The organism is Pseudomonas sp. P1.8 (assembly GCF_001269805.1).
Classification (GTDB): domain Bacteria; phylum Pseudomonadota; class Gammaproteobacteria; order Pseudomonadales; family Pseudomonadaceae; genus Aquipseudomonas.
The window spans coordinates 86,291-111,418 of the sequence record NZ_LHVM01000023.1 but is presented as its reverse complement, the minus strand read 5'-3'; the positions used below and the strand labels follow the sequence as shown (position 1 = coordinate 111,418).

20 protein-coding genes are annotated in these 25,128 nt (G+C 58.9%); 13 read left to right on the top strand and 7 right to left on the bottom strand.

Annotated features, from left to right (window positions below; genetic code table 11):
* Window positions 1-69 precede the first annotated feature (69 nt).
* Window positions 70-531 (top strand): response regulator, encoded by a 462-nt coding sequence (locus AD668_RS24730; protein WP_053163039.1) that lies wholly within the window; start codon window positions 70-72, stop codon window positions 529-531.
* Between the two features lie 228 nt (window positions 532-759).
* Here AD668_RS24730 and AD668_RS24725 read toward each other — a convergent pair whose 3' ends face one another.
* The gene (locus AD668_RS24725; protein ID WP_053163037.1) at window positions 760-2,937 is read right to left on the bottom strand and encodes a malate synthase G; all 2,178 of its coding nucleotides are present in this window, start codon (window positions 2,935-2,937) and stop codon (window positions 760-762) included.
* Window positions 2,938-3,483: 546 nt separating this feature from the next.
* Between AD668_RS24725 and AD668_RS24720 the strand changes: the two genes are divergently transcribed.
* Window positions 3,484-4,002, top strand: a complete 519-nt coding sequence (locus AD668_RS24720) for a glycine cleavage system protein R (protein ID WP_053163035.1) — start codon at window positions 3,484-3,486, stop codon at window positions 4,000-4,002.
* Window positions 4,003-4,216: 214 nt separating this feature from the next.
* On the opposite strand, the gene rarD is transcribed toward AD668_RS24720, so the two are convergent.
* The 5 genes from rarD to AD668_RS24695 form a co-directional block, all read right to left on the bottom strand.
* A complete protein-coding gene (rarD, locus tag AD668_RS24715) occupies window positions 4,217-5,104 on the bottom strand; it encodes an EamA family transporter RarD (RefSeq protein WP_053163033.1) in 888 nt (295 codons plus the stop codon).
* A 152-nt stretch (window positions 5,105-5,256) separates the two neighbouring features.
* A complete protein-coding gene (locus AD668_RS24710; protein ID WP_053163031.1) occupies window positions 5,257-6,231 on the bottom strand; it encodes a serine/threonine protein kinase in 975 nt (324 codons plus the stop codon).
* A 178-nt stretch (window positions 6,232-6,409) separates the two neighbouring features.
* Window positions 6,410-8,311, bottom strand: a complete 1,902-nt coding sequence (locus AD668_RS24705; protein ID WP_053163029.1) for a PhoX family phosphatase — start codon at window positions 8,309-8,311, stop codon at window positions 6,410-6,412.
* 65 nt (window positions 8,312-8,376) lie between these two features.
* The gene (locus AD668_RS24700) at window positions 8,377-9,141 is read right to left on the bottom strand and encodes a TOBE domain-containing protein (protein ID WP_053163024.1); all 765 of its coding nucleotides are present in this window, start codon (window positions 9,139-9,141) and stop codon (window positions 8,377-8,379) included.
* Window positions 9,142-9,204: 63 nt separating this feature from the next.
* On the bottom strand, window positions 9,205-9,945 hold the full coding sequence (locus AD668_RS24695; RefSeq protein WP_053163021.1) for a ComF family protein: 741 nt from the start codon (window positions 9,943-9,945) through the stop codon (window positions 9,205-9,207).
* A gap of 93 nt (window positions 9,946-10,038) precedes the next feature.
* Here AD668_RS24695 and bioB point away from each other — a divergent pair, with 93 nt between their 5' ends.
* The 10 genes from bioB (at window position 10,039) to AD668_RS24645 (ending at window position 22,456) form a co-directional block, all read left to right on the top strand.
* Complete coding sequence (bioB, locus tag AD668_RS24690) at window positions 10,039-11,094, top strand: biotin synthase BioB (RefSeq protein WP_053163018.1); 1,056 nt, start codon at window positions 10,039-10,041, stop codon at window positions 11,092-11,094.
* Window positions 11,095-11,261: 167 nt separating this feature from the next.
* The gene (gene bioF / locus AD668_RS24685) at window positions 11,262-12,440 is read left to right on the top strand and encodes an 8-amino-7-oxononanoate synthase (RefSeq protein WP_053163016.1); all 1,179 of its coding nucleotides are present in this window, start codon (window positions 11,262-11,264) and stop codon (window positions 12,438-12,440) included.
* Window positions 12,433-13,164, top strand: a complete 732-nt coding sequence (locus AD668_RS24680) for an alpha/beta fold hydrolase (RefSeq protein ID WP_053163014.1) — start codon at window positions 12,433-12,435, stop codon at window positions 13,162-13,164. Before bioF ends, AD668_RS24680 begins: the two co-directional genes overlap by 8 nt.
* Window positions 13,157-13,969: a malonyl-ACP O-methyltransferase BioC gene (gene bioC / locus AD668_RS24675; RefSeq protein ID WP_053163012.1), complete on the top strand. Its 813-nt coding sequence runs from the start codon at window positions 13,157-13,159 to the stop codon at window positions 13,967-13,969. The genes AD668_RS24680 and bioC overlap by 8 nt, the downstream gene beginning before the upstream one ends.
* Window positions 13,966-14,646, top strand: a complete 681-nt coding sequence (bioD, locus tag AD668_RS24670) for a dethiobiotin synthase (protein WP_053163010.1) — start codon at window positions 13,966-13,968, stop codon at window positions 14,644-14,646. Before bioC ends, bioD begins: the two co-directional genes overlap by 4 nt.
* 106 nt (window positions 14,647-14,752) lie before the next feature.
* Window positions 14,753-15,049, top strand: a complete 297-nt coding sequence (locus AD668_RS24665) for a hypothetical protein (protein WP_053163008.1) — start codon at window positions 14,753-14,755, stop codon at window positions 15,047-15,049.
* A gap of 276 nt (window positions 15,050-15,325) precedes the next feature.
* Window positions 15,326-17,131: a phenylacyl-CoA dehydrogenase gene (locus tag AD668_RS24660; protein WP_053163006.1), complete on the top strand. Its 1,806-nt coding sequence runs from the start codon at window positions 15,326-15,328 to the stop codon at window positions 17,129-17,131.
* A 197-nt stretch (window positions 17,132-17,328) separates the two neighbouring features.
* Window positions 17,329-18,621, top strand: coding sequence for a diguanylate cyclase (locus AD668_RS24655; RefSeq protein ID WP_053163004.1), 1,293 nt, complete (start codon window positions 17,329-17,331; stop codon window positions 18,619-18,621).
* A gap of 85 nt (window positions 18,622-18,706) precedes the next feature.
* Complete coding sequence (locus AD668_RS24650; RefSeq protein ID WP_053163002.1) at window positions 18,707-20,503, top strand: acyl-CoA dehydrogenase C-terminal domain-containing protein; 1,797 nt, start codon at window positions 18,707-18,709, stop codon at window positions 20,501-20,503.
* Between the two features lie 174 nt (window positions 20,504-20,677).
* Window positions 20,678-22,456 carry an acyl-CoA dehydrogenase C-terminal domain-containing protein gene (locus AD668_RS24645; RefSeq protein WP_053163000.1) on the top strand — a complete coding sequence of 593 codons (1,779 nt, stop codon included), beginning with the start codon at window positions 20,678-20,680 and terminating at the stop codon, window positions 22,454-22,456.
* A 227-nt stretch (window positions 22,457-22,683) separates the two neighbouring features.
* On the opposite strand, the gene AD668_RS24640 is transcribed toward AD668_RS24645, so the two are convergent.
* Complete coding sequence (locus AD668_RS24640) at window positions 22,684-23,613, bottom strand: LysR family transcriptional regulator (protein WP_053162998.1); 930 nt, start codon at window positions 23,611-23,613, stop codon at window positions 22,684-22,686.
* Window positions 23,614-23,782: 169 nt separating this feature from the next.
* Here AD668_RS24640 and AD668_RS24635 point away from each other — a divergent pair, with 169 nt between their 5' ends.
* On the top strand, window positions 23,783-25,021 hold the full coding sequence (locus tag AD668_RS24635; RefSeq protein ID WP_053162996.1) for an aspartate aminotransferase family protein: 1,239 nt from the start codon (window positions 23,783-23,785) through the stop codon (window positions 25,019-25,021).
* The last annotated feature ends 107 nt before the right edge of the window (window positions 25,022-25,128 follow it).

Here is a 25,128-nt window from a genome sequence, read left to right as displayed (position 1 = left end):
CATTGGAGGTCTGCTTAGCGATGTCTCACCACTGTGCTAGGGAACCGTATTGAACATGTAGAGAAAGCCATGTCCGACCACGATATTTTGAGTGACGCCGAGCGGGAACTGCTCAATGCCGTCATGCTGGAACCTGACTTGCCGCCGCAACGGGTGCTGATCGTCGATGACGATAAAGATGCCCGCGAGTTGCTGTCAGAGATTCTGGCACTGGATGGTATTCGCAGTATGTCGGCGGCCAGCGGCGAGGCTGCGCTCAAGATCCTGGTGGCCGAAACGGAGATCAAAAAGCCCACCATAGGCTTGCTGATCACTGACCTGCGAATGGGGCGCGTCGATGGGCTTGACCTGATCCGCCAGGTTCGCGAGTCGGTACGGGCTGCGTTGCCGATCATTATCGTCTCGGGCGATGCCGACGTGAAGGATGCGATCGCCGCGATGCATTTGAGCGTGGTGGACTTTCTGCTCAAGCCGATCGATGCCGACCAGTTGCTGGCGTTGGTCAAACGTGAACTGGGGATGAAGCCTTAGCTCAAACCTGCCGGCCTCGCACATTCCCTGTAGGAGCCGGCTTGCCGGCGATGGACTCAAGTGCGCCGCGTTTATCCGGTTCAAACGCGTTATCGTTAACGACCATCGCTGGCAAGCCAGCTCCTGCAGGTATGCGTTATCTGTCTTTCCCGGGGGCTTGCGTGAAGAACCAAAAAAAAGCCCTGATCGAAAGATCAGGGCTTTTTCATGTCCGGCGTAATCGCTCAGTTACAGACCGTTGGCAGCCTTGAACTCGCGACGACGACGGTGCAGGACCGGCTCGGTGTAGCCGTTCGGCTGCTTGGTGCCTTCAACCACCAGTTCGACCGCCGCCTGGAAGGCGATATTGCTGTCGAAGTCGGGGGCCAGTGGGCGATACAGCGCATCAGCGGCATTCTGACGGTCAACCACCGGCGCCATGCGCTTGAGGCTTTCCATCACTTGCGCTTCGGTAACGATACCGTGACGCAGCCAGTTGGCGATGTGCTGGCTGGAAATACGCAGCGTCGCACGGTCTTCCATCAGGCCGACGTCATTGATGTCCGGCACTTTCGAACAGCCGACGCCCTGGTCGATCCAGCGCACCACATAACCGAGAATGCCCTGGGAGTTGTTGTCCAGTTCGTTCTTGATCTGTTCGGCGGTCCACTGAGGGTTCACCGCCAGCGGGATGGTCAGGATGTCGTCTACCGAAGCGTGGGCACGTTTGGCCAGTTCGGCCTGACGGGCGAACACGTCAACCTTGTGGTAGTGCAGCGCATGCAGCGCAGCAGCGGTCGGCGATGGAACCCAGGCGGTGTTCGCACCGGCCATCGGATGAGCGATTTTCTGTTCGAGCATCGCCGCCATCAGGTCCGGCATGGCCCACATGCCTTTACCGATTTGTGCGCGACCTTGCAGGCCAGTGCTCAAGCCGATATCGACGTTGGAATTCTCGTAGGCGCCAATCCATTTTTCCGCCTTCATGTCGGCCTTGCGCACCATCGGGCCGGCTTCCATGGAGGTGTGGATTTCATCGCCCGTGCGGTCGAGGAAACCGGTGTTGATGAACACCACACGCTCGCTCGCAGCCTTGATGCAGGCCTTGAGGTTGATCGTGGTACGACGCTCCTCGTCCATGATCCCGACTTTGAGGGTGTTGCGCGGCAGGCCCAGCACGTCTTCGATGCGACCGAACAGCTCGTTGGTGAACGCCGCTTCTTCAGGACCGTGCATCTTCGGCTTCACAATGTAGATGGAGCCGGTGCGGGTGTTTTTGCGCGAGGTGTTGCCGTTCAGGTTGTGCATCGATGCCAGGCAAGTCACCAGGCCATCGAGAATTCCTTCCGGCACTTCGTTGCCGTCCTTGTCGAGGATCGCGTCGATGGTCATCAGGTGACCAACGTTGCGCACGAACAATAGCGAGCGGCCATGCAGGCTCAATTCGCTGCCGTCGACGCCGGTGTAGGTGCGATCGGCGTTCATGGTACGGGTAAAGGTCTGACCACCCTTGGCGACTTCTTCCGACAGATCGCCCTTCATCAGGCCGAGCCAGTTGCGGTAGATCACCACTTTGTCATCGGCATCGACGGCGGCAACGGAGTCTTCGCAGTCCATGATGGTGGTCAGTGCGGCTTCCATCAGGATGTCTTTGACGCCGGCTGCGTCGGTCTGGCCGACCGGGGTGCTGGCGTCGACCTGGATTTCGAAATGCAGGCCGTTGTTTTTCAGCAGGATCGCGGTGGGTGCCGATGCATCGCCGTGGAAACCGATCAGTTGTGCATCGTTGCGCAGCCCGGTGTTGCTGCCGCCTTTAAGGGCGACCACCAGTTTGCCGTCAACGATCTTGTAAGCGGTGGACTCGACGTGGGAGCCGGCCGCCAAAGGCGCCGCTTCGTCGAGGAAGGCACGAGCGAAGGCGATAACCTTGTCGCCGCGAACCTTGTTGTAGCCTTTGCCTTTTTCCGCGCCGTCAGCTTCGCTGATGGCGTCGGTGCCGTAGAGCGCGTCATACAGCGAACCCCAGCGGGCGTTCGAAGCATTGAGGGCGAAGCGGGCATTCATCACCGGCACCACGAGCTGTGGGCCGGCCATGCGGGCGATTTCTTCATCGACGTTTTGCGTCGTTACCTGGAAATCGGCCGCTTCTGGCAGCAGATAACCGATCTCTTGCAGGAAGGCTTTATAGGCCACGGCGTCGTGCGCTTGACCGGCGCGTTCCTGGTGCCAGGAATCGATACGAGCCTGGATATCATCGCGTTTGGCGAGTAGGGCTTTGTTCTTCGGCGCCAGGTCATGAATGACCTTGTCGGCACCGGCCCAGAATTGATCGGCGGTGAGGCCGGTTCCGGGAATGGCTTCGTTGTTCACGAAGTCGAACAGGACTTTGGCGACCTGCAGGCCACCGACTTGAACGTGTTCAGTCATTGCTTGCCTCACTCTGCTCAGCTATTTCGCTTTTCAGCTCTTCAATTTAACAATGAAGCCTTGGGCCATTTAAACCACAAACCCGTCTACCAGTACATGCCAATTACGGGCGGCTGGGTTGGGACCAATCAACGGCTTGGGGCCTTGCTGACAGGGCTTTCAGGGTTGCGAACGTGCCTGCGGCAGACATCGATCCAACGTTATGTAGTGCGCGCTGCGGCATACTACATGATGAATTGCGGTTGTGAAAATTAGACTAATTACGTCGTTCTGCGACCCCATGACGCATTGCAGTCACGGCGCGGAGCAGGATGTTCTCAAAAAACCAATGGATTGTTCCAGTTAAATATCGAAAGTTGTACACGATTTGTCTTCCACAGCAGATCGGCGGTGGACTGGATCGCTGGCAGGCCAGCTCCTACAGGGCCTTTTGCAATCCTTGTAGGAGCTGGCTTGCCAGCGATGGCGTCAGCCCATTCAGCACATGAACAACCCTTGCCTATACTTGGTTTTCTATAACAAAAGTCATGACCAGAGGGCTGCGCCATGGACCACCTCGTACTCACAGTGATTGCACCGGACAAGCCAGGGCAGGTCGAGCGCATTGCCCAATGCATTGCCGAGCACGGCGGCAATTGGCTGGAAAGTCGCATGTCGCGCATGGCCGGACAATTCGCCGGGATTCTTCGGGTAGGCGTACCGGCCGAGGCCTACGATGAACTGGTGGATGCCTTGCAAGGCTTGTCGACGTTGGGCATTCGCGTGTTGATCGCCGAAAGCGGTATCGAACAATCGTGTACTTGGAAACCGATTGCCATGGAGCTGGTGGGCAATGATCGTCCGGGGATCGTGCGCGATATCACGCGGTTGCTGAGCGAGCAGGGGGTAAACCTGGAGCAACTGGTCACGGAAGTGCGTCCGGCACCGATGAGCAGTGAGCCGTTGTTCCACGCTGAAGCGCTTTTGGCCGTACCGCTGACGCTGTCGCTGGATGTGTTGCAATCACGTCTGGAAACCCTGGCCGATGACCTGATGGTCGAACTGGTGCTGCGCAGCGATCCCTGATCAGTTATCCAAGTTAAACGTGCACCTGCCTGTGGATAACCTGTAGAGACACCCCGCCAGCCCACGCGGCCCGGGGTTCTTCAGGATATGATCAAAAAACCAGCAGTTTCAGAGACTTGCGCACAATCGGCGGGGATCACGCTGTGGATAACCTTGGGAAGGATCGATACAGGCCACGGGGGACGTGGCCTGTGCGGATTTGTGTGTTTTTTGATCAGCTGCGGCGACGCAAACTGACCCATGCATCGATGCTGTAAACGGCCAGGCCGGCCCAGATAAAGATGAACGCAACCAGCGTGCTGGAGGACAGTTGTTCGCCAAACAGCAGTACCGCTTGCAGCAATACCAAGGTAGGCGCCAGGTACTGGAGAAATCCCAATGTGGTGTAGGGCAAATGCCGAGCCGCTGCGTTGAAGCAAACCAATGGCACTAGCGTGACCGGCCCTGCGGCGACCAGCCACCAGGCTTCGGACGTGGTCCAGAATTCGGCCTGAGCGCTGCTGGCGGTTGGATTGAACAGCAGCCAGGCCAGGGCAATCGGCACCAGCATCCAGGTTTCCACTACCAGGCCCGGCAATGCCTTGACCGGCGCCTGCTTGCGAATCAACCCGTAGAAACCGAAGGTCAGTGCCAGGACCAACGACACCCACGGCAAACTGCCGACCTGCCACACCTGCTGCGCCACGCCAACCGCCGCCAGACCCACCGCGACCCACTGCATGCGCCGCAGTCGTTCGCCGAGAATCAGCATGCCGAGCAACACATTCACCAGCGGGTTGATGTAATAGCCGAGGCTGGCTTCAAGCATGCGGCCATTGTTCACCGACCACACGTAAGTCAGCCAGTTGGCAGCGATCAGGGTGCCACTGAGGGCCAGGATCGCCAGCCGTCGGGGATTCTCGCGCAGTTCACGCCACCAACCGGGATGTTTCCAGACCATCAGCAACAGTGCACCGAACAGCGCCGACCACAACACGCGGTGAATGATGATCTCCACGGCGGGCACGCTGGCGATGGCTTTGAAATAGAGCGGGAAAAGTCCCCAGATGATGTAGGCACTCAGGCCCAGAATGTACCCGCGACGCGGGTTGGTGACTTGCATGCAGAATCCTTGCTTAGGCAGCTAACAAAGAAACCGATTGTATAGATGTGTCAGGACTTTTGTAGGAGCCGGCTTGCTGGCGATTCGTACGACGCGGTGTATCAGGTAAACCGCGTCTTGGTTCATCGCCAGCAAGCCGGCTCCTACGAGGGTTAGAACAATTTCAGTGGCTCTTCGTTGAGCGCCGCGAGTTGCTCGCGCAACGCCAACACCTGATCGCCCCAATAGCGCTCGGTACCGAACCACGGGAAGCTGTGCGGAAATGCCGGGTCATCCCAGCGACGGGCGAGCCAGGCGCTGTAATGCATCAGGCGCAACGCTCGCAGTGGTTCGATCAGCGCCAGTTCCCGCGGATCGAAGTCGTGGAATTCATTGTAGCCATCCATCAATTCCGACAGCTGGCCCATGCATTCGTGGCGATCGCCGGCCAGCATCATCCAGATGTCCTGGACCGCCGGACCCATTCGGCAGTCGTCAAGATCGACGATGTGAAACATCTCGTCGCGGCACATCATGTTGCCGGGGTGGCAGTCGCCGTGCATGCGGATGTTCTTATGCTGCGTGTTGCTGTAAGCATCTTCCACACGCTTGAGCAGATCACGGGCCACTGATTCGTAGGCCGGTAGCAAACTGCGGGGGATGAAATTGCCTTCGAGCAACGTCGTGAGTGAATCGTGGCCGAAGTTTTTCACCGCCAAGGCTTCACGATGATCGAACGGCTTGGTCGAGCCCACGGCATGCAGGCGACCGAGCAATTGGCCCAGTCGATAGAGCTGATCGAGATTGCCCGGTTCCGGTGCACGACCGCCACGGCGCGGAAACAGTGTGAAGCGAAAACCGTTGTGTTCGTGAAGGGTTTCACCGTTGTGGATCATCGGCGCGACAACGGGAACGTCGCAATCGGCGAGTTCGGCAGTGAATTGGTGTTCTTCCAGGATCGCTTCATTGGTCCAGCGTTGAGGCCTGTAAAACTTGGCGATCAGTGGCTCGGCGTCTTCGATGCCAACCTGATAGACGCGGTTCTCGTAGCTGTTGAGCGCCAGAATGCGCGCGTCGCTGAGGAAGCCAATGCTTTCGACGGCATCGAGCACGAGGTCTGGCGTGAGGGTTTCAAACGGGTGGGCCATGCTGACTCCTGCGCGCAGCAGGCTGCTGCGTCCGGCCAGGCATGGTAGCGCAGACGGGCGCTCTTTAGGGGCAGGGTTGCGAGATGTGTTGTCTGGGCTGACGATATCGCGAGCAAGCTCGCTCCTACAGGTTATGCAAATGCCCTGTAGGAGCTGGCTTGCCAGCGATGAGGGCCTGTCAGGCGCCGACGATCCCGCCATCTTCCCGCGAAATCGCCATCACCGATGAGCGCGGCTTGCCATTGGGCAGATGCTCGGGGAAGGTCGAGCCGCCGTTCTCGCCCGGATGCTGAATCCCGACAAACAACGTTTTCTGGTCCGCGGAAAAACTGATCCCTGTCACTTCGCAGCCCACAGGCCCGACCATGAAGCGGCGAATCTCACCGGTTTCCGGATCGGCACAGAGCATCTGATTGTTGCCCATTCCGGCAAAATCACCGGCGTTGCTCGAATCGCCATCGGTGAGAATCCACAAGCGTCCTGCCTTGTCGAAACCCAGGCCATCCGGGCTGTTGAACATGTTCTGCGGTGTGATGTTCGAAGACCCGGCCTTCGGCGTTCCGGCGTGAATACCGGGGTTGCCGGCGACGACGAACAGGTCCCAGGCAAAACTTTTCGAGCCGTGATCGTCGCGGTCGGTGTGCCAGCGCAGGATTTGCCCGTAGACGTTCTTCTCGCGCGGGTTCGGCCCGCCCACCGGTTGGCCGTCTTCGCCACGTTTGGCATTGTTGGTCAGCGTGCAGTAAACCTGGCCGTCCTTGGGGCTGACGACGATCCACTCCGGACGGTCCATGCGCGTGGCCTTGACCACGCTGGCAGCCAGCCGCGCATGGATCAACACTTCGGCCTGATCAGCAAAGCCGCTACTGGCGTCGATGCCGTTTTTGCCGTGGGTCAGTTCGATCCATTCGCCCTGGCCCTTCGGGTGATCGGTGTTGCCGTCGCCCGCGTCGAAACGCGCGACATACAGCGTGCCGTGATCGAGGATGTCGCGGTTGGCCTTGGGGTTCTTGTGGTCGATCTTGTCGCGGCTGACGAATTTGTAGATGAATTCGCCGCGCTCATCGTCGCCCATGTACACCACGGCCTGGCCGTCCGCAGTTTCGGCGAGGGCAGCATTTTCATGTTTGAAGCGACCGAGGGCGGTGCGTTTGACCGGGGTTGACTTTGGATCGAACGGATCGATTTCCACGACCCAGCCATGGCGGTTCAATTCGTTGGGGTTCTTCGCCATGTCGAAGCGCTCGTCGTGCGGGTGCCAGTTGATCTCCTTACTGGTCGCCACCACGCCGTAGCGTTTCTGCGCCGCGTCGAATTTTTGTTCGGCGTTGCTGCTGCCGAAGCAGTCGGTGAAGTTTTCTTCGCAGGTCAGGTAAGTGCCCCACGGCGTTTTGCCGTTGGCGCAGTTCTGGAAGGTGCCGAGAACGTGCTTGCCCTGAGGGTCGGCGCTGGTTTTCAGCAGGGCATGACCCGCCGCCGGACCGCTCACGCTAATAGGCGCGTTGCCGTGAATGCGGCGGTTATAGCGCGAGCCCTGGACGAACTTCCACTCACCGTTTTGGCGCTGCACTTCGATCACCGACACACCTTCGCAGGCCAGCGCCTTGCGCACTTCTTGCGCCGATTGCGGCATCCCGCCGTGGGGGTAGAGGTAGCGGTAGTTGGTGTATTCGTTGTTGATCGCCATCAGCGCCCGGTCGTTCTCACCCGGAAACTCGAACAGGCTCATGCCGTCGTTGTTGTCACCGAACTGGAGTTCCTGATGCTCGGCGCTGCCGTTGCCGCTCGGGTCGAACACCGGGCCGTTTTTATGCAGGGGTTGGCCCCAGCTGATCAGCACCGAAGACTTGTAGCCTGGCGGCAGGGTTATCGTGTCGCTGGTCGCAGTGGCAATGCTGTCGAAGCCCAGTAGTTGGCTGGTGCCGGCGCTGACACTGGCCGCCAACACGCTGCGACTCAACAGGTTGCCCCCCAAAAACATGGCCGCCCCACAAAGTGCGCCCGCGCTGATAAAGCCGCGACGGCTGAGGCCGAGCATTTTTTCGAGGTCGGTGGATTGGTTTTCTTCTAATAGGCTCACATCAGGCTCCCTGCGGTTTTTGCAGTCACCTTAAAGATGGGCGATGAAGGTTTTGTTGCAGTTTGTTAAAGCGGCGTACCCAGCAGTATGTTGGACGGTGAAAACTCGACGCGCACCGATTTTCCGATAGCCAGTCCCAACGATTTTAGATGTGCAGGTTCGGTTAGCGCGCACAGCATCAAACCGTTGGGCAACGTGATACGTACTTCGCTGGGGCCGTCGTCGGCGTCGAGAATCTTCTCGATGATGCCCTTCAGGCAATTGTTTCCAGGGGTTGCCGTAGAGTCGGCATCCAAAACCTCGAGCCAGCCAGCCTTGATCAAGGCCACGACTTCAGTGCCGATTTGCAATTCCAGACGTTGAGTACTGTCGTGGGTGATTTGCGCCTCGATGATCAGATCGTCCGTCACTTGCAGGCGAATCAGGTCATTGCGCCCTTGGACCGCTATCGCCACGACCTTGCCGTGCAGCTGGTTGCGCGCGCTGGTTCGCATCATCAAGCGGCCGAGCAAGTCCAGGTCGCCTGTATCTTCGGCCGCCTCCAGCACTTGCGCCTGCAACGCCTGCAGTCGCTGATAAAGGCGCAATACCCGTTCGCCTTCGCTGGACAGTCTGGCACCGCCACCGCCCTTACCGCCGACTACCCGTTCCACCAACGGTGTTTGTGCCAGGTTGTTCAGCTCCTCGATAGCATCCCAGGCAGCCTTGTAACTGAGCCCTGCGCTTTTTGCGGCGCGGGTGATCGAGCCCTGTTCGGCAACGTGATGCAACAGCGCGATGCGCTGCGGGCGACGGACAATGTGCTGGGACAACAACGTAGACAAGGCCATGGTGAATCGCTTTGGGCTGTGACAATGGCGAAGACGTTGGCGGCTCGGGACGCAGGAGTCAAGTCAGGACGTCTCCCCCGGTTTTGGCGTGCGGGCCAGACAATAGACGTCGACACGGGCTGCCCCGGCATTCATCAGCAGAGCGGCCAACGCCTGAGCGGTGGCGCCGGTGGTCAGAACGTCGTCGATCAGGGCGAGGTGACGGCCCTTCACGACTGCATCGGGCGCCAGTGCGAACGCATTGCGCAGATTTTTGCGACGCGCATCGGCGTTCAGTGCCTGTTGCGCATCAGTGTCGTGAGTGCGCAATAACAGCCGTTCGTCGACAGGGATATCGAGGTCGGTTCCGAGCCAGCGAGCCAGCATCGCCGCCTGATTGAATCCCCGTTTGCGCAAGCGCCGATCGGCCAAGGGGACGGGGACAAGCACGTGGGGGCGATCCAGGCCGTCGGTGAAGCGATATCGCAGCGATTGAGTGACAATTTCGGCGAGCAAGCGCCCAAATGGCCAGTTGGCGTTGTGTTTGAAGCGTGTGATCAGGCTGTCGATCGGAAAGCCGTAAACCCAAGGCGCAATGACCCGTTCAAAGGCCGGAGGCTCTTGCAAACATTGGCCGCACGTCAGGCCCGCCGCGGGCAAGGGCAGGGCACAGGTGTGGCAATGATCACCCAGCCAGGGCAGTTCGGTTTCGCACGCCATGCAGATCGGGGTGACGTCTTCGGCGGGTTCGTTGCAAAGCAAGCAGTGCTGGTTGTTTTTTAGCCAGATGTAAACCGGTCCTTCGTATCTTGGTTGACAGCTCATCACTCTTCCTTAAATATGCCGAAACACTGTGATGCGACTCAGGGCGTTCCATTGCCCAGCCGCCTGTACAAGCATAATTCAAAGGAAACGCCCATGAGCGCCAGCACCACTGCAACCCTGCGTCATGACTGGTCTTTGGCCGAAGTCAAAGCACTCTTCGTACAGCCATTCAACGACCTGTTGTTCCAGGCGCAGACGGTGCACCGCGCGCATTTCGACGCCAACCGCGTCCAGGTCTCGACCCTGCTGTCGATCAAAACCGGCGCTTGTCCGGAAGATTGCAAATATTGTCCGCAGTCCGGTCACTACAACACCGGGCTGGAAAAAGAAAAGCTGATGGAGGTTCAGAAGGTTCTTGAAGAGGCCGCTCGTGCCAAGGCCATCGGTTCGACCCGATTCTGCATGGGCGCGGCCTGGAAGCATCCATCGGCCAAGGACATGCCGTACGTCTTGAAGATGGTCGAAGGCGTGAAGGCACTCGGCCTGGAAACCTGCATGACCCTCGGTCGCCTGGATCAGGACCAGACAGAAGCACTGGCCAAGGCTGGTCTGGACTACTACAACCACAACCTAGACACCTCGCCTGAGTTCTACGGCAGCATCATCACTACCCGCACCTACAGTGAGCGACTGCAGACCCTGGCGTATGTGCGTGAGTCGGGGATGAAGATTTGTTCCGGCGGTATTCTCGGCATGGGCGAGTCGCTGGACGACCGCGCCAACCTGCTGATCCAGCTGGCCAACTTGCCGGAGCATCCAGAGTCGGTGCCGATCAACATGCTGGTGAAGGTGGCCGGTACGCCTCTGGAAAATGCCGAAGACGTTGACCCGTTCGATTTCATCCGTATGCTCGCCGTCGCTCGCATCCTGATGCCGCAATCCCACGTGCGATTGTCCGCCGGCCGCGAAGCCATGAACGAACAAATGCAGGCCCTGGCCTTCTTCGCGGGCGCCAACTCGATTTTCTACGGCGAGAAACTGCTGACCACTGCCAACCCGCAGGCCGACAAGGACATGCAACTGTTTTCGCGCCTGGGCATCTTGCCGGAGGCGCGTGAAGAGCACGCCGACGAAGTGCATCAGGCAGCGATCGAGCAGGCGCTGGTGGAGCAGAAGAGCAGCGAGCAGTTTTATAACGCGGCGGTTTGAAGCCTTCCATCGACTCCTCTGATTGGAATGCGAAACCCTTGTAGGAGCTGGCTTGCCAGCGATAGCGGTCTGTCAGCTGATGGGTATGTCGAATCTGACGCACTCATCGCTGGCAAGCCAGCTCCTACAGGTTCGGTGTCTACCTTGATTGTTTGTCCGAGGCCTGCATGTCTTTCGATCTCGCCGCACGCCTTGCTGCCCGTCGTGCCGAAAATCTCTACCGCCAACGCCCATTGCTCGAAAGCCCGCAGGGGCCGCAAGTGGTGGTCGATGGCCAGCCGTTGCTGGCGTTCTGTAACAACGACTACCTGGGTCTGGCCAATCACCCGCAAGTGATCGAAGCCTGGCGAGAAGGCGCGTCGAAATGGGGCGTCGGTGGCGGGGCGTCGCACTTGGTCATCGGCCACAGCGGCCCGCATCACGCGTTGGAAGAAGCCTTGGCGGACCTCACCGGTCGCCCGCGGGCCTTGCTGTTCACCACTGGCTACATGGCCAACCTCGGTGCGGTCACCGCATTGGTCGGGCAGGGCGATACGGTGCTGGAAGACCGGCTCAATCATGCCTCGCTGCTCGACGCGGGGCTGTTGTCCGGGGCGCGGTTCAATCGTTACTTGCACAACGACGCCGTGAGCCTGGCCAAGCGCCTTGAGAAAGCCACCGGCAACACGCTGGTGGTCACCGACGGCGTGTTCAGTATGGACGGCGACATCGCCGACTTGCCGGCACTGGCGCGGGAAGCCAAGGCCAAAGGCGCGTGGCTGATGGTCGATGACGCCCACGGTTTCGGTCCGTTGGGTGCGAACGGTGGCGGCATCGTCGAGCATTTCGGCTTGAGCCAGGAAGACGTGCCGGTACTGGTCGGTACTCTCGGCAAAGCGTTCGGCACGGCCGGGGCTTTTGTCGCCGGCAGTGAAGAGTTAATCGAGAGCCTGATTCAGTTTGCCCGCCCGTACATTTACACCACCAGCCAACCGCCGGCATTGGCGTGCGCCACACTGAAAAGCCTTGAACTGCTGCGCAGCGAGCATTGGCGCCGCGAACATTTGCAGACGCTGATCCGCCAGTTCCGCCACGGCGCCGAACAAATCGGCCTTGAGCTCATGGACAGCTTTACACCGATCCAGCCGATCATGATTGGCGATGCCGGCCGCGCGGTGCGCTTCTCGCAAATGCTGCGCGAACGCGGGCTGATGGTGACCGCGATTCGACCGCCAACGGTGCCTGCTGGCAGTGCTCGTCTGCGTGTGACGCTGAGCGCCGCCCACAGCGAGGCGCAGGTTCAGTTATTGCTGGAAGGATTGGCCAATTGTTTTCAACAACTGGGACCGGAGCCAGCCCATGCGTGATCGTCTGATTCTGCTGCCTGGTTGGGGGCTCGGTGTTTCGCCGCTGGAACCGCTGGCGGCGGCGTTGCAAGGGCTGGATGAACACCTGCGGGTCGAGATCGAGCCGTTACCACAATTGCAGTCGAACGATCTTCAAGAGTGGCTCGCTGAACTCGATTCGACGCTGCCTCAGGATGCCTGGCTGGGTGGCTGGTCGTTGGGTGGCATGCTCGCTTCGGAATTGGCGGCGCGTCGCGGCGATCGCTGCTGCGGTTTGCTGACGCTGGCGAGTAATCCTTCTTTTGTCGCCCATGAACAGTGGTCGAGCGCGATGCCTGGCGAAACCTTCGATGCGTTCCTGGCTGGCTGTGCTGCTGACCCGCGCATGACCTTAAAGCGCTTTTCACTGCTTTGCGCTCAAGGTGCCGAAGACCCTCGCGGGTTATCACGGTTGTTGCTCGGGGGTGCGCCGCACACGGCTGGCCCCTTATTGATGAGCGGCCTGGAGTTGCTCGCTCAGTTGGATACCCGCCAAGCCTTGCAGACGTTCCGTGGCCCGCAACTGCACTTGTTCGCCGGCCTCGACGCACTGGTTCCGGCCGAAGCCACCGCAGACCTGCTGGCATTGCTGCCGGATGTCGAAATCGGTCTGATTGAACAGGCCAGCCACGCGTTTCTTCTGGAAGACCCCCACGGTGTGGCAGGGGCGATCCAGGCTTTTTTGCATGAGTGCGGCGATGACTGATTTGTCTCTTCCCAACGTACCCGGCGGTCTGCCTGACAAACGCCAGGTGGCGGCTTCGTTTTCCCGTGCGGCGTCGAGCTATGACAGCGTGGCCGAACTGCAACGTGACGTGGGCAGCCAATTGCTGAGCCGCCTGCCAGCAGATTTTATGCCGCAACGCTGGCTCGACCTGGGCTGTGGCACCGGGTATTTCAGTCGTGCATTGGGTGAACGTTTTGCCGGTGCTCACGGTGTGGCGCTGGATATCGCCGAGGGCATGCTCAATCACGCACGGCCATTAGGCGGCGCCACCGATTTCATCGCCGGTGATGCCGAGCGCCTGCCGTTGCAGGATTCGACCTGCGATCTGATCTTCTCCAGCCTGGCAGTGCAGTGGTGTGCAGACTTCGGCGCGGTACTCGGCGAGGCCCATCGGGTGCTCAAACCAGGCGGGATTTTCGCGTTTGCTAGTCTGTGTGTTGGGACGTTGATTGAACTGCGAGACAGTTGGCGTAAGGTCGACGGCATGGTGCACGTCAATCGCTTCCGGGAGTTCGGCGTTTATCAACAATTGAGTGCCGATAGCGGTTTAGAGGTGGTCAGTCTGCAAACCTGTCCCCATGTGTTGTACTACCCGGATGTGCGCAGCCTGACCCATGAGCTCAAGGCCTTGGGCGCGCACAACCTTAATCCCGGTCGGCCGGGTGGCTTGACTGGCCGGGCGCGGATTCTGGGTTTGATCGAGGCCTATGAGCAGTTTCGTCAGGCCGAAGGTTTGCCGGCGACTTATCAAGTGGTGTACGCCGTTTTGGAGAAACCCTTATGAGCTCAGCCTATTTCATTACCGGCACAGATACGGATGTCGGCAAAACCACGGTCGCGGCGGGGTTGCTGTATGCGGCGCGGTCGGCGGGTTTGAGCACGGCGGCGGGTAAGCCGGTCGCCTCGGGGTGCGATGTCACGCCCAAGGGTCTGCGCAACGCGGATGCGCTGGCGCTGCTGGCGGAATGTTCGTTGCCATTGACGTATTCGCAGGCGAACCCGGTGGCGTTCGAACCGGCGATTGCCCCGCATCTTGCAGCGCGTGAAGCGGGTGTGGCACTCACGGTGCAGTCATTGTTGACGCCGATGCGGCAGATCCTTGAAATGCAGGCCGACTTCACGTTGATCGAAGGTGCCGGTGGCTGGCGCGTGCCGTTGGCCGATCAGGATAATCTGTCTGATTTGGCGAAAGCCTTGGGCCTGCCGGTGATTCTGGTCGTCGGCGTTCGCCTGGGCTGCATCAGCCATGCCTTGCTGACGGCTGAGGCCATCGCTCGTGACGGTTTGCAGTTGGCGGGATGGGTGGCGAATATCATTGATCCGAAAACTTCACGGCTGGAAGAAAACCTAGCGACACTCGCCGAACGCCTTCCAGCGCCATGCCTGGGAAGGGTGCCAAAACTCAAGTCAGTCACAGCTGAAGCGGTGGCGGAACATCTTCAGCTGGATTTGCTTGACTAGCGTTTGCTATGACAAGGCACTGCGCCATTGGTGTTTTTGACGGGTGTTTTACCGAACCCTCTGCTTCAATGAACACTGATGAACCTTTTCAAGGACGAGTCCTCCCATGGAAATCTCAGGAAGCACCGCTTTTTATGCCGGTCTGAGCACTATTCAGACAGGGCAGAACCGTGTCGATCAAGCCGCCGGGCAGATCGCCAACACCACCATCGATCGTTCGGTCACTAGTCAGTCTTCCGACGCTCAGGTCGATCGCCTTCGATCTATCGATCGCAGCCATCAATCGGACCTTGCCAGCAATGTCGTCGAAATGGCCCAAGGTAAATTTCAGGTCGAACTCGGCGTCAGGCTCGCCAAATCGTCCGATGAAGTGCTGGGTACGTTGATCGATACCTTCGCTTGATTTCTCACTGAGCACGACTGCCAACGCCGCGAAATATTGCGGCGTTTTTCTGCGTAAGCCTTTCTTCCTAAACTAATCTTTCTTGCACTGCGTATCACTCGATCCGCGACGTGGCGATGTTGCGCGACCTGAATTTGCGTGAGGGGATGACGAACGGAAAAAGATCGATGCTTGACAAGATTTCGGCGTAAACGTATGTTTCAAACAACTGTTTGATCGCAACAACAATTCAGCGCGGTCGTTCATTCCCGGTTACATCAGCAGAGGTTTATCGCTATGCCTGACTACAAGGCCCCCTTGCGTGATATTCGCTTCGTTCGTGACGAGCTGCTCGGCTACGAAGCGCACTATCAGAGCCTTCCAGCGTGTGCAGACGCAACGCCGGACATGGTTGACGCCATTCTCGAAGAAGGCGCCAAGTTTTGTGAGCAGGTATTGGCTCCGCTGAACCGCGTGGGCGACCTCGAAGGCTGCACCTGGAGCGAGTCCGGCGTTAAGACCCCGACTGGCTTCAAAGAAGCGTACAAGCAATTCGTAGAAGGCGGCTGGCCAAGCCTGGCTCACGACGTCGAGCACGGCGGCCAAGGCCTGCCGGAGTCCTTGGGTCTGGCGATCAGCGAAATGGTCGGCGAGTCGAACTGGTCGTGGGGCATGTACCCAGGCCTGTCGCACGGCGCGATGAACACCATCTCCGAGCACGGCACCCCTGAGCAGCAAGAGGCTTACCTGACCAAGCTGGTCTCGGGCGAGTGGACCGGCACCATGTGCCTGACCGAGCCGCATTGCGGCACTGACCTTGGCATGCTGCGCACCAAGGCCGAGCCTCAGGCCGACGGTTCCTACAAGGTTTCCGGCACCAAGATCTTCATCTCGGCCGGTGAACACGATATGGCCGACAACATCGTCCACATCGTACTGGCTCGCCTGCCGGATGCACCGGCTGGCACCAAAGGCATCTCCCTGTTCATCGTGCCGAAGTTCATGCCCAACGCTGATGGCTCGGTTGGCACGCGTAACGCGGTATCTTGCGGTTCCCTGGAACACAAGATGGGCATCCACGGCAACGCCACCTGCGTGATGAACTTCGACGGCGCGACCGGTTTCCTGATCGGCCCGGCGAACAAAGGCCTGAACTGCATGTTCACCTTCATGAACACCGCACGTCTGGGTACCGCGCTGCAAGGTCTGGCCCACGCCGAAGTCGGTTTCCAGGGCGGCCTGAAATACGCTCGCGACCGTCTGCAAATGCGCTCGCTGACTGGCCCGAAAGCGCCGGACAAAGCCGCTGACCCGATCATCGTGCACCCAGACGTACGCCGCATGCTGTTGACCATGAAGGCATTCGCCGAAGGCAACCGTGCGATGGTTTACTTCACCGCCAAGCAGGTCGACATCGTCAAGTACGGCGTGGACGAAGATGAGAAGAAGAAAGCCGACGCACTGCTGGCGTTCATGACGCCAATCGCCAAAGCCTTCATGACCGAAGTCGGTTTTGAATCGGCCAACCATGGCGTGCAGATCTACGGCGGTCACGGCTTCATCGCCGAGTGGGGCATGGAGCAGAACGTTCGCGACAGCCGCATTTCGATGCTGTACGAAGGCACCACCGGTATCCAGGCGCTCGACCTGCTGGGCCGTAAAGTGCTGATGACTCAAGGCGAGGCTCTGAAAAGCTTCACCAAGATCGTCCACAAGTTCTGCCAGACCAACGAAGGCAACGAAGCGGTTCAAGAGTTCGTCGCACCGCTGGCTGCACTGAACAAAGAGTGGGGCGAGCTGACCATGAAGGTCGGTATGGCTGCCATGAAAGATCGCGAAGAAGTCGGCGCGGCCTCCGTGGACTACCTGATGTATTCCGGTTACGCCTGCCTGGCCTACTTCTGGGCTGACATGGCGCGTCTGTCTGCCGAGAAACTGGCTGCCGGCACTTCCGAAGAGGCGTTCTACACCGCCAAGCTGCAGACTGCGCGCTTCTACTTCCAGCGCATTCTGCCGCGTACCCGCACTCACGTTGTAACCATGCTATCGGGCGCTAACAACCTGATGGACATGAAAGAAGAGAACTTCGATCTGGGCTACTAAGTCTCGACGAAGCACTTCAAAAAGCCGCTGATCCTTCGGGACAGCGGCTTTTTTGCTTTAAAGGTTGTCGGTGAAATGGAAGCGGGCGACACCCGTTTAAAAAATACCTCAGTCATTCACTCAGCAACTCGGGGTTTCTGCCGTTACAGTGGTGGGCACATTGCCATCTATTGAATTGACGGGTCGGAGCTTTACCCTTGCTGCGTAATTCCGCTGTGCGTTTGAGTCATTTCCTGCCGTCATTACTGCTGTTACTGGCGGGGCTGGCGGCTGCATACATCAAGGATCTGAACGTCTTCTTCACGTCGCTGTTCAATGTGCTGCCCACTCTGGTGTTGTTGCTCGGAGGTGCCTATTGCGCGGTTTACCGGCGCCAGCGTGAACTGTTTCTGATGGTCACGGTGTACATCGCCTACTTCCTGCTCGACACCCAGACCGACTACTACCGCGACAACGGCAAGGTGCGCGATGACGCCGCGGTGGTCTTTCACTTGTGTTGCCTGTTGCTGCCCCTGCTGTTTGGCATCTTCGCGGCGTGGCAAGAGCGCACGCATCTGTTTCAGGACATGGTGGCGCGTTTCGCGGTGTTGCTGGCGGTGGGCAGCGTGGCATTGGCACTTGAGCAAAGTTATCCCCATGCGCTGCTGATCTGGCTTTCGGAGATTCGCTGGCCCGCATTGCACGGCGCATGGATGAGCCTGATCCAGCTGTCCTATCCGGTCTTCATCGCGGCTTTTGTGTTGTTGGCTTATCAATACTGGCGCAACCCGCGACCCCTGCATGCCGCGCAATTGGTGGGCCTGCTGGGGTTGTTCTGGATGTTGCCGAAAACCTTCATCCTGCCGTTCACCCTGAACATCATGTGCAGCCAGGTGATGTTGATGATCGCTGCAGCCGTTGCCCACGAAGCCTATCAAATGGCCTTCCGCGACGAACTGACGGGTCTGCCGGGTCGCCGTGCACTGAATGAGCGCATGCAGCGGCTGGGGCGTAACTACGTGCTGGCCATGAGCGACGTTGACCACTTCAAGAAATTCAACGACACCCATGGTCACGATGTGGGTGATCAGGTGCTGCGGCTTGTGGCCAGTAAACTGTCGAAAATCGGCGGCGGCGGTAAGGCGTATCGCTACGGCGGTGAGGAGTTTGCCCTGGTGTTTGCGGGCAAGACGCTCGAAGAGTGTATGCCGCATCTGGAAGCCATCCGAGAGTCGATTGCCACTTACAACATTCAGCTGCGCAATCAGGACAGCCGGCCACAGGATGATAATCAGGGTCGGCAGCGCCGCGCAGGTGTCGGTGCTTCGAGTGTATCGGTGACGGTCAGCATCGGCGTCGCCGAGCGTATTGAACAGCGCACCCCGGAAGAAGTGCTCAAGTCCGCTGACCAGGCACTCTATAGCGCCAAAGGCGCGGGTCGAAACTGTGTGATGGCGTTCGGTCAGAACCGCCGTGGCGCCGTGCGCATGGACGCCGCTACGGCTGAGTGATGATGGCGCATTCAGCGTCTGGACTGTGATTGTGAGGTCGGGTCAGCGGCAGTAGGTTGGAAAAATCTGCTGAAGGAGAATGACCATGCCCGAGTACAAAGCTCCCTTGCGCGATATGCGCTTTTTGATCGATCACGTTTTCGATTTTCACAGCAACTACACCGCACTGGGGGCTATCGATGCCAGCCCGGACATGGTCAATGCGATCCTCGACGAGGGGGCGAAATTCTGCGAGAACGTCCTCTCCCCACTCAACCGCAGCGGTGATGAAGAAGGCTGCCATTTCGACAATGGCGTGGTCACCACGCCTGCAGGTTTCAAGCAGGCTTTTGCACAATACGTGGAAGGCGGCTGGCATGGGCTGGCGGCGGATCCGGCCTACGGCGGTCAGGGTTTGCCAAGCTCATTGGGGCTGGTCATCAGCGAAATGGTCGGTTCCAGCAACACATCCTGGGGCATGTACCCGGGCCTGACCCACGGCGCCATGTCGGCCATCCACGCCCACGGCACCGAAGCACAAAAAGCGACTTACCTGAGCAAGCTCACAGCGGGTCAATGGACCGGCACCATGTGCCTGACCGAAGCTCATTGCGGCACCGACCTGGGCATTATCAAGACCCGCGCCGTGCCTTCTGCGGATGGCAGTTACGCGATCACCGGCAGCAAGATCTTCATCTCGGCCGGCGAGCACGACATGAGCGACAACATCATTCACCTGGTGCTGGCGAAATTGCCGGACGCGCCGGCGGGAACCAAGGGTATTTCGCTGTTCATCGTGCCCAAGTTTTTACCCGATGCAGCCGGCGAAGCAGGCGAGCGCAATGGCGTGTCCTGCGGCTCCATCGAACACAAGATGGGCATCAAGGCTTCGGCCACCTGTGTGCTGAATTTCGATGGGGCCAAGGGCTTCCTGATCGGCGAGCCGAACAAAGGCTTGAACTGCATGTTCACCATGATGAACCACGCACGCCTGGGCACCGGCATGCAGGGACTATGTCTGGGCGAAGCGAGTTTTCAGGGTGCGATCAAGTACGCCAACGACCGCTTGCAGATGCGTTCCCTGACCGGCCCGAAAGCGCCGGAAAAACCCGCCGACCCGATTATCGTGCACCCTGATGTGCGGCGGATGTTGCTGACCATGAAGGCCTTCAACGAGGGCAATCGGGCGCTGACCTACTTCACTGCGCAACTGCTCGACGTGGCGCACCTGAGTCCGGATGAAACCGCCCGCCAGGACGCTGAAGATCTGTTGGCATTCCTCACGCCGATCTGCAAAGCGTTCATGACCGACACGGGCCTGGAAGTGACCAACCACGGTATGCAGGTGTTTGGCGGTCACGGGTTCATTCGCGAGTGGGGCATGGAGCAGTTGGTTCGCGATTGCCGGATCGCACCGATCTACGAAGGCACCAACGGCATTCAGGCGCTGGATTTGCTCGGGCGCAAAGTCCTTGGCAGCCAGGGCAAATTGCTGCGCGGCTTCACCAAAATCGTCCACAAGTTCTGTGCCGTGAACGCCGAGCATCCACAACTGGCCAGCTATGTGGCGCAGCTCAACGGTCTGAATCAACAGTGGGGCGAGTTGACCACCAAGGTTGGCATGGCGGCGATGAAAAATGCCGATGAAGTCGGTGCTGCGTCGGTGGACTACCTGATGTACAGCGGTTACATCATCCTCGGCTACCTGTGGTTGCGAATGGCGCTGGTGGCTCAGGCGCAGCTCGAAAGCGGCAATGGCGATGCCGATTTCTGCCGAGGCAAACTTGCAACCAGTGAGTTTTACTTCAAGCGCTTGTTACCGCGAACCGCCGCTCATCGCGCAGCCATCGAGGCGGGCAGCGATTGTTTGATGCAATTGCCAGCGGAGTTGTTCGCGCTTTAGTCATGTAACTCCGTTAAAACAAAGCCCGCTGAATGCGGGCTTTCTGTTGCTGACCAAAAATTACAAAACGGTCACGTGCTGACCCTATGTGTCGCAAAAGTTGTTGGGGTACACTCCGACTCAGCGAAAACCACCTTCCTACGAATCACCTGTAAAGATCTTGCGAGGTTTGCCATGGCTGACTACAAAGCGCCCCTGCGCGATATGCGCTTCGTCCTCAATGAAGTTTTCGAGGTCGCCAAACTCTGGGCCGAGCTGCCTGCGCTGGCCGAGACTGTCGATGCAGAAACGGTCGAGGCAATCCTGGAGGAAGCGGGCAAAGTCACCAGCAAAAGCATCGCGCCTTTGAGCCGTGCGGCTGACGAAGAAGGTTGCCACTGGGCGGACGGTGCTGTCACCACGCCGGCCGGTTTCCCTCAGGCTTATCAGACTTACGCCGAAGGCGGTTGGGTCGGTGTCGGTGGTGATCCCGCCTACGGCGGCATGGGCATGCCAAAAGCCGTTTCGGCCCAGGTCGAAGAAATGGTCAACTCCGCGAGCCTTTCGTTTGGTCTATACCCGATGCTGACCGCCGGGGCTTGCCTGTCGATCAACGCCCACGCCAGCGAAGAACTGAAAGCGGCCTACCTGCCGAACATGTACGCCGGCATCTGGGCTGGCTCGATGTGTCTGACCGAGCCGCACGCCGGTACCGATCTGGGAATTATCCGCACCAAGGCCGAACCTCAGGCCGACGGTTCCTACAAGGTCAGCGGCACCAAGATTTTCATCACCGGCGGTGAGCACGACCTGACCGAAAACATCATTCACCTGGTGCTGGCCAAGCTGCCGGACGCACCGGCGGGCCCGAAAGGCATTTCGCTGTTCCTGGTGCCGAAGTTCATGGTCAACGCCGATGGCAGCCTGGGCGCACGTAACCCGGCCAACTGCGGTTCGATCGAACACAAGATGGGCATCCAGGCGTCCGCGACCTGCGTGATGAACTTCGACGAAGCCGTGGGTTACCTGGTTGGCGAGCCTAACAAAGGCCTGGCGGCGATGTTCACCATGATGAACTACGAGCGACTGGGCGTGGGTATCCAGGGTCTGGCCACCGGCGAGCGTTCATACCAGAACGCCGTTGAATACGCCCGTGACCGTCTGCAAAGTCGCTCGCCAAGCGGCGCGCAGAACAAGGACAAAGTGGCTGACCCGATCATCGTCCACCCGGACGTGCGTCGCATGCTGCTGACCATGAAAGCCTCGAACGAAGGTGGCCGTGCGTTTTCCACTTACGTGGCCATGCAACTGGACACCGCCAAGTTCAGCGAAGACGCGACTACCCGCAAACGCGCCGAAGATCTGGTCGCCTTGCTGACCCCGGTGGCCAAAGCGTTTCTGACCGACCTCGGCCTGGAAACTACCGTACACGGTCAGCAGATTTTCGGCGGCCACGGTTACATCCGCGAGTGGGGCCAGGAGCAACTGGTTCGCGACGTGCGCATCACCCAGATTTATGAAGGCACCAATGGTATTCAGGCGCTGGACCTGGTCGGGCGAAAGATCGTCGGTAGCGGTGGGGCGTTCTACAACCTGTTCGCTGACGAAATTCGTCACTTCACCGCTACCGCCAGTGCGGACCTCGCCGAGTTCACCAAGCCATTGAATGATGCGGTGACCACCCTCGACGAACTGACCGCGTGGCTGCTGGATCGGGCGAAGAGCAATCCAAACGAAATCGGCGCGGCATCCGTCGAGTATCTGCAAGCGTTTGGCTATGTTGCTTACGCTTATATGTGGGCACTGATGGCGAAGGCTGCCTTCGGCAAGGAAGCACAGGACGATTTCTACGCGAGTAAACTGGGCACGGCGCGTTTCTATTTCGCCCGCTTGCTACCGCGGATTCACTCGCTGAGTGCTTCGGTAAAGGCCGGCAGCGAGTCACTGTTCCTGCTGGACGCTGCACAGTTCTGACTATGTAACGCCATGTAAGCATTCACTTACATGGCGTGCTGCTGTTCTCCCATAGAAGCAAATTGGATCCACAGCTAATCTACTGCACATGGACGTAGCGCAGGAAGCGCAAAGCAACAACACGGACACGTAGGATTCTGCCAGGACGGTGGAGTGAAAAGGATGTCAGGGAAACAGTCTGCAAAGCCCCGCTTCGGCGGGGTTTTCTTTTGTCTGCGAAAAAGTATTCAGCTCAACCCATCCACAGCCGGCGCGCTGCTCAAGCGTTCATCCGGTCGATTGATCACTTCCTCCAGCAACGTTCGCAACAACGCCAACGAGGCCTGTTGCCTTTGCACATCGCGACACACCAATCCGACCTTCAAAGGTACGCGAGGCTCACTCAGGGGCTTCCATAGCAGTTCTTGATTGCCGTGGGTTTTTTGCGAACGCCCGGGCAACACTGTCGCCAGTCGAGTGTGTGGCAGGCTGTCGAGAATTCCCGCCATGTTGTTCAGTTCAGCTTGCACTTGAGGACGTCGTCCAAGGCTGGCCAGTTGGGTCTGCCAGATCTGACGTATCTGGAACTCTTCCCCCAATAGCAACATCGGCAATTCGGCAGCCTGACTCATGGAGACTTTCTTGAATTCGCGCAACGGATGCTCGGCCGGGATGACAAGGGTCAGTTCATCTTCGTACAGCATCACGCCATGCAGGCCAGGCTGACGGGGAGGCAAGTAGCTGATTCCTATGTCCAGCGAGCCATTGAGCAGCCGTCGCTCGATCTCAAGCCCGGTCAGTTCATAGATCTGCACCACCAGATGCGGCTGCGCCTTGCGCACCCGCTCAAGCATCTGCGGCACGAGGCTGGTGTGGACCGTTTGCAATACGCCAATGGCCAGAGTCCGCAGCGCCTGGCCCTTGAAACTGCCCAAGGCTTCGCGCGCTCGCTGCAAACCATCCAGAAGCGGCTGGGCATGGTTGTACAGCGTATGAGCGGCGAGGGTCGGCAACAGGCGCTTGCTGCTGCGCTCGAACAGACTCACATCAAGGTTCTGTTCCAGGTGGCGGATCTGCTGGGACAACGCTGGTTGTGAGATTGAAAGCCGCTCGGCGGCCCGGCCCACATGCCCTTCTTCGTAGACCGCGACGAAATAACGCAGTTGCTTGAAATCCATAAGTAATTCTTATCGAAAATGCTGGTAAATCGAAATGGCTCAGCGCCTTGTCTGGGCCTAGTCTAACTGCATTCACTAGGCTTACAGGGCCAATTAGCGCAATGGATACCGTTTGTTTCGGTGGTGTTTACATAGGTAAGACAAAAAATCTCAGAAGAGGTTTTCTTGAATGAACCTATTCAGCCTTCGTCGTAGTACGCCCAGTCTTGATGATCTTGCGTTGGACGCGGTCATGCCATCCAGACGCGACAACCTTTGCAGCGAGAACCTGATGCCCGGTGTCGAGCGGCCGAAACAAGTGTTTGTGCGCGGCCAAGGGTCTTGGTTGTGGGATAGCGCTGATCGCGCTTATCTGGATTTCTCCCAAGGCGGTGGAGCCAACAGTCTCGGCCACAGTCCATCGGTCCTGGTCAATGCCATCAACGCTCAAGCCCAGTCGTTGATCAACCCGGGTTTGAATCTGCATGACCGAGGCATGCTCAACCTCGCCGAACGACTGTGTGTCAGCACCGGCAGCGATGGGGCTTATTTGCTCAATACGGGCAATGAGGCCTGTGAGGCAGCGATCAAACTGGCGCGCAAATGGGGTCAAACGCATCGCGGCGGTGCCTCGAGGATCATCGTGGCCACCAGCGATTGCCATGACGGTATTCGGGCGACGATGTCGACGTCGGTCAGCCATGTTCCGTTCAACGATCTTCCCGCATTGCACGCCGCAGTGGATAAGCGAACCGTAGCGATCCTGCTTGAACCGATCCAGAGCGAGGCCGGGGTCATTCCTGCCACCGCCCATTATCTCAAGGGTGTCGAGCGGCTCTGCCGAGAGCTCGACATCCTGCTGATTTTCGATGAAGTACAAACCGGAGTCGGTCGCTGTGGCACCTTGCTTGCCGAAGAGTCGTGCGACGTGCGGGCCGATATTGTCGTGCTCGGCGAAGGCCTGGGCGGTGGCGTGCCATTGGCCGCCTTGCTGGCACGGGGAAAGGCGTGCGGTTTCGACATGGGGCAGATGACTGGTACCCATCACAGTAACGCGCTGATGGCAGCGGCAGGATTGGCGGTGCTCGACACCGTACAGGACAAGGGCGTGCTCAAGCACGTCGCAGACACCGGTCAACACCTGCGCGAAGGTTTGGGGCGTTTAGCCCACCGCTATGCCCATGGTGAACTGCGCGGCCAAGGACTGCTGTGGGGACTGACATTATCTGACGACTCAGCCGATGCAGTGGTCAAGGCCGCGCTGTATGAAGGCTTGCTGCTCAATGCGGTGCAACCCGACTGCCTGCGCTTTACCCCTGCGCTCAACGTGAGCAACGCCAACATCGACGAAATGCTCCTGCGCCTCGCCCGCGCCTTCTCCCGCGTACGCACCACGCAACTGCAGTGCCGCAAAGGGATTGCCGTCTGATCAGACCTGCCCTACACAAATTCCAGAACCGTCTCGCGGTATAACGCACGCCCCACGCCTGATTCTTTCGGCGTGGGGCGTTTTTTTGTCTATGAGGTTCAGCGAAG

Bases quoted from the DNA above. Each gene is read 5' to 3' on its own strand.
- bioB (WP_053163018.1), top strand. From the start codon at position 10,039: ATGAGCGCCAGCACCACTGCAACCCTGCGTCATGACTGGTCTTTGGCC.
- bioF (WP_053163016.1), top strand. From the start codon at position 11,262: ATGTCTTTCGATCTCGCCGCACGCCTTGCTGCCCGTCGTGCCGAAAAT.
- rarD (WP_053163033.1), bottom strand. From the start codon at position 5,104: ATGCAAGTCACCAACCCGCGTCGCGGGTACATTCTGGGCCTGAGTGCC.
- AD668_RS24730 (WP_053163039.1), top strand. From the start codon at position 70: ATGTCCGACCACGATATTTTGAGTGACGCCGAGCGGGAACTGCTCAAT.
- bioD (WP_053163010.1), top strand. From the start codon at position 13,966: ATGAGCTCAGCCTATTTCATTACCGGCACAGATACGGATGTCGGCAAA.
- AD668_RS24635 (WP_053162996.1), top strand. From the start codon at position 23,783: ATGAACCTATTCAGCCTTCGTCGTAGTACGCCCAGTCTTGATGATCTT.
- AD668_RS24650 (WP_053163002.1), top strand. From the start codon at position 18,707: ATGCCCGAGTACAAAGCTCCCTTGCGCGATATGCGCTTTTTGATCGAT.
- AD668_RS24660 (WP_053163006.1), top strand. From the start codon at position 15,326: ATGCCTGACTACAAGGCCCCCTTGCGTGATATTCGCTTCGTTCGTGAC.
- AD668_RS24720 (WP_053163035.1), top strand. From the start codon at position 3,484: ATGGACCACCTCGTACTCACAGTGATTGCACCGGACAAGCCAGGGCAG.
- AD668_RS24710 (WP_053163031.1), bottom strand. From the start codon at position 6,231: ATGGCCCACCCGTTTGAAACCCTCACGCCAGACCTCGTGCTCGATGCC.
- AD668_RS24725 (WP_053163037.1), bottom strand. From the start codon at position 2,937: ATGACTGAACACGTTCAAGTCGGTGGCCTGCAGGTCGCCAAAGTCCTG.
- AD668_RS24645 (WP_053163000.1), top strand. From the start codon at position 20,678: ATGGCTGACTACAAAGCGCCCCTGCGCGATATGCGCTTCGTCCTCAAT.
- AD668_RS24680 (WP_053163014.1), top strand. From the start codon at position 12,433: ATGCGTGATCGTCTGATTCTGCTGCCTGGTTGGGGGCTCGGTGTTTCG.
- AD668_RS24640 (WP_053162998.1), bottom strand. From the start codon at position 23,613: ATGGATTTCAAGCAACTGCGTTATTTCGTCGCGGTCTACGAAGAAGGG.
- AD668_RS24700 (WP_053163024.1), bottom strand. From the start codon at position 9,141: ATGGCCTTGTCTACGTTGTTGTCCCAGCACATTGTCCGTCGCCCGCAG.
- AD668_RS24665 (WP_053163008.1), top strand. From the start codon at position 14,753: ATGGAAATCTCAGGAAGCACCGCTTTTTATGCCGGTCTGAGCACTATT.
- AD668_RS24695 (WP_053163021.1), bottom strand. From the start codon at position 9,945: ATGAGCTGTCAACCAAGATACGAAGGACCGGTTTACATCTGGCTAAAA.
- bioC (WP_053163012.1), top strand. From the start codon at position 13,157: ATGACTGATTTGTCTCTTCCCAACGTACCCGGCGGTCTGCCTGACAAA.